General features: G+C 54.5%; 10 protein-coding genes. 5 read left to right on the plus strand and 5 right to left on the minus strand.

The window, feature by feature from the left end; all coding sequences use genetic code 11:
* The 3 genes from lepB to era form a co-directional block, all read left to right on the plus strand.
* Positions 1–468: signal peptidase I (gene lepB, locus WBM93_RS10395; RefSeq protein WP_424431585.1), on the plus strand; the 468-nt coding region annotated here is incomplete at its 5' end.
* Positions 465–1,133: a ribonuclease III gene (gene rnc / locus WBM93_RS10400; RefSeq protein ID WP_424431587.1), complete on the plus strand. Its 669-nt coding sequence runs from the start codon at positions 465–467 to the stop codon at positions 1,131–1,133. The genes lepB and rnc, both read left to right, overlap by 4 nt.
* Positions 1,130–2,023: a GTPase Era gene (gene era / locus WBM93_RS10405; protein ID WP_424431589.1), complete on the plus strand. Its 894-nt coding sequence runs from the start codon at positions 1,130–1,132 to the stop codon at positions 2,021–2,023. Before rnc ends, era begins: the two co-directional genes overlap by 4 nt.
* On the opposite strand, the gene WBM93_RS10410 is transcribed toward era, so the two are convergent.
* The 5 genes from WBM93_RS10410 to plsY all read right to left on the minus strand — a co-directional run bounded on the left by WBM93_RS10410 (position 2,016) and on the right by plsY (position 8,211).
* Positions 2,016–2,777, minus strand: coding sequence for a hypothetical protein (locus tag WBM93_RS10410; RefSeq protein ID WP_424431591.1), 762 nt, complete (start codon positions 2,775–2,777; stop codon positions 2,016–2,018). The genes era and WBM93_RS10410 overlap by 8 nt on opposite strands.
* Before the next feature lie 477 nt (positions 2,778–3,254).
* The gene (locus WBM93_RS10415) at positions 3,255–3,626 is read right to left on the minus strand and encodes a hypothetical protein (RefSeq protein WP_424431593.1); all 372 of its coding nucleotides are present in this window, start codon (positions 3,624–3,626) and stop codon (positions 3,255–3,257) included.
* A 149-nt stretch (positions 3,627–3,775) separates the two neighbouring features.
* Positions 3,776–6,370 (minus strand): type I DNA topoisomerase, encoded by a 2,595-nt coding sequence (topA, locus tag WBM93_RS10420; RefSeq protein ID WP_424431595.1) that lies wholly within the window; start codon positions 6,368–6,370, stop codon positions 3,776–3,778.
* A gap of 123 nt (positions 6,371–6,493) precedes the next feature.
* Positions 6,494–7,612: a DNA-processing protein DprA gene (gene dprA, locus WBM93_RS10425; RefSeq protein ID WP_424431597.1), complete on the minus strand. Its 1,119-nt coding sequence runs from the start codon at positions 7,610–7,612 to the stop codon at positions 6,494–6,496.
* Positions 7,613–7,617: 5 nt separating this feature from the next.
* Positions 7,618–8,211 (minus strand): glycerol-3-phosphate 1-O-acyltransferase PlsY, encoded by a 594-nt coding sequence (plsY, locus tag WBM93_RS10430; protein ID WP_424431599.1) that lies wholly within the window; start codon positions 8,209–8,211, stop codon positions 7,618–7,620.
* A 153-nt stretch (positions 8,212–8,364) separates the two neighbouring features.
* On the opposite strand from plsY, the gene murI reads away from it, so the two are divergent.
* Positions 8,365–9,177, plus strand: a complete 813-nt coding sequence (gene murI, locus WBM93_RS10435) for a glutamate racemase (RefSeq protein ID WP_424431601.1) — start codon at positions 8,365–8,367, stop codon at positions 9,175–9,177.
* Between the two features lie 117 nt (positions 9,178–9,294).
* Positions 9,295–10,515: a 5-aminolevulinate synthase gene (gene hemA / locus WBM93_RS10440; RefSeq protein WP_424431603.1), complete on the plus strand. Its 1,221-nt coding sequence runs from the start codon at positions 9,295–9,297 to the stop codon at positions 10,513–10,515.
* The last annotated feature ends 7 nt before the right edge of the window (positions 10,516–10,522 follow it).

Consider the following 10,522-nt stretch of genomic DNA (forward strand, 5'->3'; position numbering starts at 1 on the left):
GTTCAGGTCACCAAGGGGGTGGTCTCGATCAACGGAACAGCTGTCGAGCGCAAGCAAATCGAGGATTTTGAACATCCCGTAACACCCAATAGCCCCTGTTACCGCGACGAGTTTGAATCGCCGGGAAAAAATGGTGCTGTAATCTGCCGCTATGCCCAGTTTCAGGAAACGCTTCCCAACGGTGTTACCTATCGAATATTGGACATTTACGAAGATTCAGTGGGCGATAGCACGGAAGCTTTTGTGGTCCCGGATGGCCACATGTTCCTGATGGGTGACAACCGCGACCGCAGCGCTGATAGCCGCTTTGCCGCGGTGGACGGTCATGCCATCGGCATGGTGCCGCAAGAAAATCTGGTAGGCCGGGCTTTGGTCTCAGTTTTCTCAACCGATGGTTCGGCCGAATGGATCAAACCCTGGACTTGGCTATCGGCCGCACGTTGGGAACGGATAGGAGAAAGTTTTTGAATCGCCCGGACTTTCTCGACTGGATTGCCGAAATCACCAACGAGCGGCCATCATCGCCGGAACTTTATATCAGAGCGGCTACGCACGGCAGCCACGGAGAAAAAGACTATCAGCGACTGGAATTTCTGGGTGACAGGATATTGGGGCTGGTGATTGCGGACCAACTATATCGTCAATTTCCGGATGAACCGGAAGGACAATTGTCGCAACGCCTCAACGGGCTGGTATCCGGCCCGGTGTGCGGAGATGTCGCAAAGAATATCGGTGTCGGCGACCACATACTGCTCGGAAAACAGGCCCGGGATGACGGCGCGCGAAAGAGCGTGAAGGTTCTCGGTGACGTCATGGAATCTCTTATCGGTGCGGTCTATCTCGATCATGGGATGGAAGCCGCCCGCAGCTTCATTCTTCGTCACTGGGAAAGCCGGATTTCAGCGACGGTTGCCGATGTCAGGCATCCCAAATCCGCGTTGCAAGAGTGGGCTGCGGCGAACAACCGCAAGGTTCCGGAATATGAACTGATTGAAAAAAGCGGTCCCCATCACGATCTGAAATTCAACGTTAGATTGAGCGTTCGCAATATCGGTGAAGTCGAGGCCACGGCTTCCTCCATTCAGGCGGCACAAACCAAGGCCGCCAAGAAATTTCTGGAAAAATTCACATGACAAACAAATGCGGCGTCGTAGCATTGATCGGTGCGCCCAATGCTGGCAAATCAACCCTGATCAATGCGTTGGTCGGGCAGAAGGTGGCGATCACAAGTTCCAAACCGCAAACCACACGTACGCGACTGTTGGGCATTGCAATCGAGGAAGAAACACAATTGTTGCTTGTGGATACTCCGGGTATTTTCGAGCCGCACCGTCGCCTTGATCGCGCGATGGTTTCAGCCGCCTGGGAAGGTGCCGAGGACGCAGATATAATCGTGATGCTGGTCGATTCACGAGCGGGACTTGGTGCAAAGGTCACCTCGATTGTGGAACGGATCAAGCATCGGTCGGAAAAGACAATCCTTGTCATGAACAAGGTTGATATCGCCGCCAAAGACAAAATGCTCGGACATGTCGTCAAGCTTCACGAACTAGCCGATTTCGATGAAACATTTTTTGTCAGCGCCAAGACCGGTGACGGGCTTGAAGAACTGAGAGCCTATCTGGTGAACGCGATGCCAGAAGGCCCGTGGCACTTCCCCGCCGATCAGGTGTCGGATGCAAGCGAACGCATTCTTGCTGCGGAAATTACCCGCGAACAGGTTTTCCGGCAACTCCATGCGGAACTGCCCTATGCGACCGCCATTGCGATGGAACAATATAAGGAGCGGCCCGACGGCTCGCTCGAAATTCACCAGCAAATTCTGGTCGAGAAGGCCAGTCAGAAAGCGATCATTCTCGGCAAGGGCGGTCACCAGATCAAGGAAATCGGTGCAAAAGCTCGTGCGGAACTAGCCGGGATACTGGGCAAGCCAGTCCATCTTTATCTCCACGTCAAGGTCAGCGCAAACTGGGATGAAGACAGAAGCCTTTATCAGGACATGGGCCTGGACTGGGTCAAATAGGCATAATTACCCGGTTGCTGGACGCTTTGCTCTTGGATTGAACATTGGTTTCATCGGTTGGCACCGCGTGAATCGAAAACCAATGTTTGACAGATATGCCGCCCGACCTACCAAGAAGATGTCTGGCGGCGCTTTTTCTACATGCATCGAGAAATTTCTTTATCGCCTTGCCCGATCCCTCGAGGTGGAGCGAAAATCTGTTATCACTCAGGTTGACAAAGGCTCGTTCTCCGCGGCGCAACGCATCCCAGAGTATATGCGTAGCGGACATGTCAAAGCGGGGAAAATAGGCGTTGTGACCTTGAATTTCAAATGGGTCTTTGCGAGCGATCAGTCCGATTGATTTTCCGTTGTCGACCCGGATCGAAAAGCCGAATTGATCGTTATTCTGCAGTTCCGGGGACCTCGCGAAAATCGTGTTCGAGATTATGGCGCGACCATTGTGATCGCTCGCACATGAAAATTCCCACAATCGATCAAGTCGATGACCGGTTTCTTTCACCCCAAACTCAAGCAGGGGTTTGCCATTTCGAATATGGTAACTCCATTCCATTCCTGCCCCTCGACCGACATCTTGATAAGCGCGTGGCGAAGGGATAGGTGCCGTGTCCTGTGCACATAGCGGAGATGAAATCGTCACACAGACCGAAGCCAATGGCCAAAACAAGCTTTTCCTTCGCGTCGCCATCAAATTTCTTTCCACGCCTTCCGAGAGCCATTGAGGGCGGTGGAACTGCGAACCAATTAAGAACATTCTGGTAACCGCACTCGGAGCGCGTTGTGGCAATGACTTCTGACTTATTGGAAGAAAAAGCCTTTCGAACTTACATACGTCAGCGATCCAAAATTGTCGGGCGCATCATTTGCGCGTTATGCAGGCGGATTATCCACTATCGTTGCAGTCGTCTTCCGATTGTTATCCGGCACCTGCTCCGAACGGTCGCTGGCCGAGGGTTTGCTGCTTATCAATAGATGGTTTTCATAGTCATTCATGGGAACTACTCCTGATACTTGCCCAAACAAGTTATCATTTTCAGCGCGTTACGGTGAACGCTATTTGACTCATATCGGTTGAGATAAGAGTTGCCAGAAAAAGAGATGACTAGAAATTTATGTCAATCGAGCAAAATTCTGTCCGTTGAATCGGGAGATAATGTTTCGAGATACACGGCCAGATGGAAAATCGAAGCAACCAGCGGTACAACTTACTAGCTGCCGCCTTGCGCGGCGATCATTGCTTGATTGAAGTCTGATTTCTTATCGTATTAAGCGCTTGTGCAGTCAGGATTCCGAGCACGATTGCGATGACATCTACTGCAAAATCCATCCAATCTGCATCGCGACCGAACGCCATTGCAAATTGCAGAAGCTCAATGGCTCCGCCGAAGGCGATCAACATGCTGAACAGAATTATCCCGTTAACTCGGGACCATAATATTCTGGCGGCCGAGGAAAGTATGAAAAACGCCAGAATGTGATTCAGTTTGTCATTGGCAAAGACTGCGGGCGCGTCGTCCGGAGGCATGAGCGAAAGGGCGAGGACCGTGCCGAGCATCAGCCAGAAAAGGATGCGAAGTATTTTTTGGTTGCTCATTTCGTCCACTTAAATGGCCGGACATTGCTCGCCCGTTAATCGAGGGACCGGAGTATCCGGATTGGGAGATGGTCGGCAGAATATTTGTGCACTGCGTTGGTTATAATGGTCACCGGACCAGAGCAGACCTGCTGCCAGGCGCAGCGGCCTAATGCCGCCTATTCCGCTTTTGCATTGGCCGGAGCTTTCTTCGCCGCAGGTTTCTTTTTCGCTGCCGGCTTTTTCTTGGCGGCGGGTTTCTTTTTGGCAGCGGTCTTTTTCTTGGGAGCAGCTTTTTTGGCCCGCTTTTTTGCCGGACCTTTGGCAGCGCGAACGTCGATCAGTTGAGCCGCCTCTTCCAAGGTCAGTTGATCCTTGTCGACCGTCTTTGGCAAGGAAGCGTTGGTCGTGCCGTCGGTCACATAAGGTCCGAAGCGGCCATCCATCAGCTTGATCTCGAGCTCGGTACGTGGATGGTTGCCCATGACCTTGAGAGGCTCCATCTTGCCACGACCTCGACCGCCGCCGTTTTTAGCTGCATCCGCCAATTTGGCGACGGCGGCATTCATGCCGATTTCGAAGACTTCCAGCGTATTCTCGAGCCGCGCCGATTTACCATTGTGACTCAGATAAGGGCCGTAGCGGCCGATTTGTGCTGTCACAACTTCGCTGGTCTCCGGATGGAGACCAACTTCGCGCGGCAACGAAAGCAGTTTCACCGCCCATTCGAGCCCGAAATCTTCCGCCGGAATATCCTTGGGAATGGAAGAGCGTTTGGCCTCTTTGCCCTCGCCTTTTTCCACATAGGGCCCGAAGCGGCCTACTTTTTTGGTGATCTTTTCATCGCTCTCGGGATCAACGCCCAGTTCCTGCGGACCTTCGTCCTCGTCGCCATTGGCTCCGCCGCCCTGGGCGAAGCGTCTGGTGAACTTGCATTCCGGATAGTTGGAGCAGGCCACGAAGGCGCCAAACCGGCCGCCGCGCAGGGCCAGCTTGCCTTCGTTGCAGCGCGGACATAGTCGTGGATCGCTGCCATCTTCCTTCTCGGGAAACAGATAGTCGCCGAGGAATATATCCAGCTCTGCGGTTACTTCCGACGGCATTTTTTCCATCACTTCGACGGTTTTGGGTTTGAAATCATGCCAGAAGGCTTCGAGAATGGCCTGCCACTGAGCGCGGCCGCCGCTGACTTCATCCAGTTCGTCTTCCAGCGCGGACGTGTAATCATAGGCCACATAGCGATCAAAAAACCGTTCGAGAAATCCGGTCAGTAATCGCCCGCTCTCCTCAGCAAAGAACCGGTTCTTCTCGATCCGGACATAGGCGCGGTCTTTCAGCGTCTTGATGATCGACGCATAGGTTGACGGGCGCCCGATGCCCAGTTCTTCCATTTTCTTTACCAGACTGGCTTCGCTGTAACGCGGCGGTGGCTGGGTAAAATGCTGGAGCGCATCAACAGACTTCTTGGCTGGACTGTCGCCCTTTGACATCGCCGGCAGCAAACCGCCATCTTCATCCTTGTCATCATCCCGGCCCTCTTCGTAAAGCGCTAGAAATCCTGCGAATTTTACGACTTGTCCGTTCGCTCTCAGACCGGTTTTACCGGTGCCATCAAGCATTTCCACGGTGGTGCGTTCGAGCCGGGCAGAAGCCATCTGGCTGGCCATCGCCCGCTTCAGCACTAGATCATAGAGCTTTGCGTGGTCGCCGCTACCGGCAGTCCGCTTGGTGAAACTGGTCGGACGGATCGCTTCATGTGCTTCCTGCGCATTTTTCGCCTTGGATTTGTAGATCCTCGGGCTGTCCGGGACATAGCTGGCATCATAGCGATCCGCGATTGCCTTGCGCGCCTCCGAGATAGCGCTTCCATCCATCTGCACACCATCGGTCCGCATATAGGTAATCGCGCCATCTTCGTATAGCTGCTGGGCAATCCGCATGGTGTGGCTGGCAGAGTAGCCGAGTTTACGCGCAGCTTCCTGCTGCAAGGTCGATGTCGTGAATGGCGGCGGCGGGTTGCGGGTAAGCGGCTTGGTTTCGATCGATTCAATTGTAAACAGGCCGCTTTCGACTGCGGCCTTGGCCCGCAGGGCCTGATCTTCAGTCGTCAGGTCCATTTTACCGAGTTTTTTGCTGTCATGGATCGTCAGTCGGGCTTCAAAGGCCTGTCCACTCTGTTCCATTTGTGCTGTGACTGACCAATATTCCTGCGGCCTGAACGCTTCGATTTCGCGCTCGCGCTCCACGATCAGCTTGAGCGATACCGATTGCACACGGCCCGCCGACTTCGCACCCGGCAACTTGCGCCACAATACCGGAGACAAAGTAAATCCCACGAGATAGTCGAGCGCCCGGCGTGCGCGATAGGCATCGATCAGATCCTCATCCAGCGCGCGTGGACGCGTCATGGCTTCGGTCACCGCTGCCTTTGTAATCGCATTGAACGTCACCCGGTCGACTTTTTCCGGAAGCGCTTTTTTTATGCGCAACACTTCCTGGACATGCCAGCTAATCGCTTCGCCTTCCCGGTCAGGGTCGGTCGCGAGAATCAAACGCGTCGCTTTTTTCGATTCGTCGGCGATAGCCTTTAGCTGCTTGGCCTTGTCGGGATAGTTCTGCCAGGTCATGGCAAAACCGTCGTCGGGATCGACCGAACCATCCTTGGGCGGAAGGTCGCGAATATGGCCATAGGACGCCAATACCTTGAAATCCGGTCCCAGATATTTCTCGATGGTTTTGGCTTTGGCGGGTGACTCGACGATAACTAGCTGCATAAGTTCCGATTTTCATTGTTCTCACGTATACGCGCGAGGCTGTGACAGGGATTAGGTCTAGGTCAAGGCCCTGATTGAAGTTTTTTGTCAATGGTGATGAAAAATTAGCGCGGCGGTCGGTACTCAATTTGAAAGACTGACACGAGCACCGGAGTGGCGCGCAAGGCGTCCTGCGAGTTCCAGTTCGAGCAGCGCATACTGCACCGAAGCTGCGGGTAGCCCTGACTGTCTGACCAGTTCATCGACGGCTACCGGCGTCACACTGATCAAAGTCAAGAGCGGGCTCGGGTCCACGTCTGTCATATCCGGATGATCGAACTCCTCGATATTGGAGAATTTACAATTGTCCTCCAGTCCATCCCTATTCTGTACGTATTCCGCGCGTTCATCGAAATGACGGATCAATTCCAGAACATCATCAGCCGACTGGACCAGTGTTGCACCCTCGCGGATCAGCATGTTGCAGCCCCTTGATCGAGGATCCAGCGGTGAGCCGGGGATTGCCATGACCTGTCGTCCGGCCTCTGCGGCCAGCCTCGCCGTGATCAACGAACCGGAACGTGGCGCAGCTTCGATAATCACCGTGCCTCTCGCCAGTCCGGCGATGATCCGGTTGCGATAAGGAAAATGTCTGGCGCGGGGCTCTGTTCCGGGCGGCTGTTCTGCTAGCAACAGCCCGCGCTCTGCTATCTTCCGCTGGATTACTTCATTCTCCGGTGGATAGAAAATGTCCAGTCCCCCGGCAATCACGGCAATTGTTCCCTTTGCGAGCGAACCCTGATGGGCGGCGGAATCAATACCTTTAGCCAATCCCGACACAATCGATACACCGGCTTCGACGAGACTATTGGCCAGATCACGGGCGAAACGACAAGCGGCAGCCGAGGCGTTTCGTGCGCCGACGATAGCCACCATCGGCTGTACCAGAAGCTCCAGTCGACCTTGCCAGAGCAATACCGGTGGTGGATTGTCAAGCTCTGCCAACAAGGCCGGATAGCGGGACTCACCGAGAAAAAGAAACCGTGCACCAAGGTTTCGAACCGCTGCCATTTCGGAGTCGATCTGCTCGGGATCTGCAATTCTTGGCGACCGTCCACCGCCCCGTTTGGCCATATCGGGAATGGCCTCCAGCGCGCGCGCTGCGGAACCAAATCTTCTGATCATCTGCTGATATGTGACAGGTCCGATATTCTCGGATCGGATAAGCCGAAGTCGATCAAACGCTTCCTGCCTTTCCTCCATTCACTTCAAGCCTTTTTCGACGCCCCGATTTTCGGTTCTTCACCGGCGACCAGACGCTCGATGTTGGTGCGGTGTTTCCACAAAACCAGCAGCGTCAAACCAATGAACATGGGCATCATGGCAAATTCTCCCAGGACGAAGGCCGCTATCGGTACCGATATGGCGGCGAGCATTCCTCCTACGGAAGAATAGCGCCACAGCGCAAGAGAACCCAGCCAGGTGACCGCAAATATCAATCCTGCGGCAGGGATCAGGGCAGCCACAATGCCCAGCAAAGTCGCAACCCCTTTACCGCCGACAAACCGAAGCCAGACGGGATAAAGATGGCCGAGAAAGGCCCCCAGCCCGGCCAAAACCCCCAATCCATCCGAAATTTGCATCGCGAGAAAGACCGCAGCATATCCCTTGCCGATATCGAGCAAGAGAGTCAGGGCCGCTAGCGCCTTGTTGCCCGAGCGCAATACATTGGTAGCGCCGATATTACCCGATCCGGTTTTGCGTAGGTCACCGCCACCGGTCATACGAGTCAACAGCACACCAAAAGGGATGGAGCCCAGCAGATAGCCGGACAATAACGCCAATATTGGTTCTATCCACATGGACTGCACTGAAATTACCCCTTGTCGCGTTTGCGCTATATTCAGCGCCGAATTTGAGCAAGCATTTCCTGTAAAAAAACGGCTAAGGCCAAACGCTTGTCAGACGAACCGAAGCGGTTGCCGTCGCTATGCAAATTTGGCTATGGGCAGAGCATGACCGATCCAAAGATTGCCGAATACCCTCCCCTGTTATTTTTCGATACCGGCGTCGGAGGCCTGTCGGTGTTGCGCGAAACCATGAAACTGCTGCCCAATGCGCCGATAGTCTACGCCGCTGACTATGCCGGACTGCCTTATGGAATGAAATCCGAAGCGGAACTGGCAGCGCGTGTCCCTGCCCTGCTCGGACGACTCGTCGAGCGCTACAAACCGATATTGGTTACAATCGCCTGCAACACCGCCTCGACGATAGCCCTCGACCATGTCCGCTCGGCTTTGAATATACCGGTGGTCGGTACGGTACCGGCAATCAAGCCCGCCAGTACGCTGACCAAAACCGGAGTGATCGGCCTGCTCGGCACCCGGGCAACCATCCGGCAGCCCTATGTCGATCGCCTCGCCGCCGATTTTGCATCGGACAAGAAATTGCTTCGCCATGCCGCGCCCGATCTCGTCTATGCCGCAGAAGCCAAATTGCGCGGAGAAACACCGGACCCGCGGGTCATCCAGGAGGCAATTGCAGGGTTGATCGATCAGGCGGCAGGCGAGCAAATTGACACCATCATCCTCGCCTGTACCCATTTTCCGCTGCTAAAGGACGAATTATCCGAAGCGGCGCAACGACCGATTCAGTTTATCGATGGCGCGCAAGGCATCGCCCGACGGATCGCAAATCTCACAAAAAATACATCATGGCCGACGGATAACCAGGACGGAATATTTGTCACCACCGGAGAGCTTGCCGATATAGAACCCTATCGACGAGCACTGGGCGAATATGGTATAAAACGCTACGAAACCCTCTAACCCTATGGCGAACATATCTTATTGCGAGTGGTTTGCGCTGGAAATTCCGGACAAAGGCAGCTAAGGGCCATTTCAGAACGACCGCAAGAACAGATTTGACGCAGGATTTGGTGCATAGTGGATTACGACAAGATTTTTTCGCAAGCGATTGACCGGCTGCATGCCGAAGGACGCTATCGGGTATTCATCGACATTTTGCGCAACAAGGGTTCGTTTCCCAACGCCCGCTGTTTTGCCCATCACAACGGCCCACAACCGGTTACAGTCTGGTGCTCGAACGACTATCTCGCGATGGGCCAGCACCCCGATGTCATCGTCGCGATGGAAGAGGCTTTGCACGATGTGGGCGCCGGATCTGGCGGAACACGCAATATCGGCGGCAATACCCATTATCATATCCAGCTCGAGCGGGAACTGGCCGACTGGCACAGCAAGTCCGGCGCGCTGCTTTTTACGTCAGGCTACGTCTCGAACGAAGCCACTCTTTCAACACTCACCAAAATTCTGCCCGGATGCATCATCTTTTCCGACGAGCTGAATCATGCCTCGATGATTGCCGGGATCAAGAACAGCGGCTGCGAAAAACGGGTTTTCCGGCATAATGATCTGGAACATCTGGAAGAACTGCTGGCCGCCGAAGATCCGGAAGTACCCAAGCTGATCGCCTTTGAAAGCATCTATTCGATGGATGGCGATATCGCTCCGCTGCATGCAATTTGCGATCTGGCGGACCAGTATAATGCGCTCACCTATTGCGATGAAGTCCACGCCGTCGGGATGTACGGGCAACGCGGTGGCGGCATATCCGAGCGCGACGCAGCCGCTGACAGGATTACGATCATCGAAGGAACGCTGGCCAAGGCGGTTGGTGTAATGGGCGGCTATATTGCTGCTGACCAGAAGATCGTCGATGTGATCCGGTCTTATGCTCCCGGCTTCATTTTCACGACCAGCCTGTCGCCGGTTCTGGTGGCCGGCGCATTGGCCAGCATCCGGCACCTCAAACAGTCAAGCGCAGAACGTGACGGTCAACAGGCTTCGGCTCAGACGCTCAAGAATTTGTTCGCGGAGGCTGGTCTGCCGTTGATGGACTCGTCGACCCATATCGTTCCGTTGCTGGTCGGCGACCCGGTTAAAGCAAAGAAAATCAGCGATATATTGCTTGCCGAATATGGCGTCTACGTGCAGCCGATCAACTATCCGACCGTACCGCGCGGCAGCGAACGGCTGCGGTTCACGCCGGGTCCGGCCCATACCGAAGCGATGATGAAAGATCTGGCGCGGGCACTGGTGGAAATCTGGGGCAGGATGGATCTGGAATTGGCGATAGCTGCCTAGCAGAACT

It is taken from the genome of Parasphingorhabdus sp. (genome assembly GCF_049667325.1).
GTDB lineage: Bacteria > Pseudomonadota > Alphaproteobacteria > Sphingomonadales > Sphingomonadaceae > Parasphingorhabdus.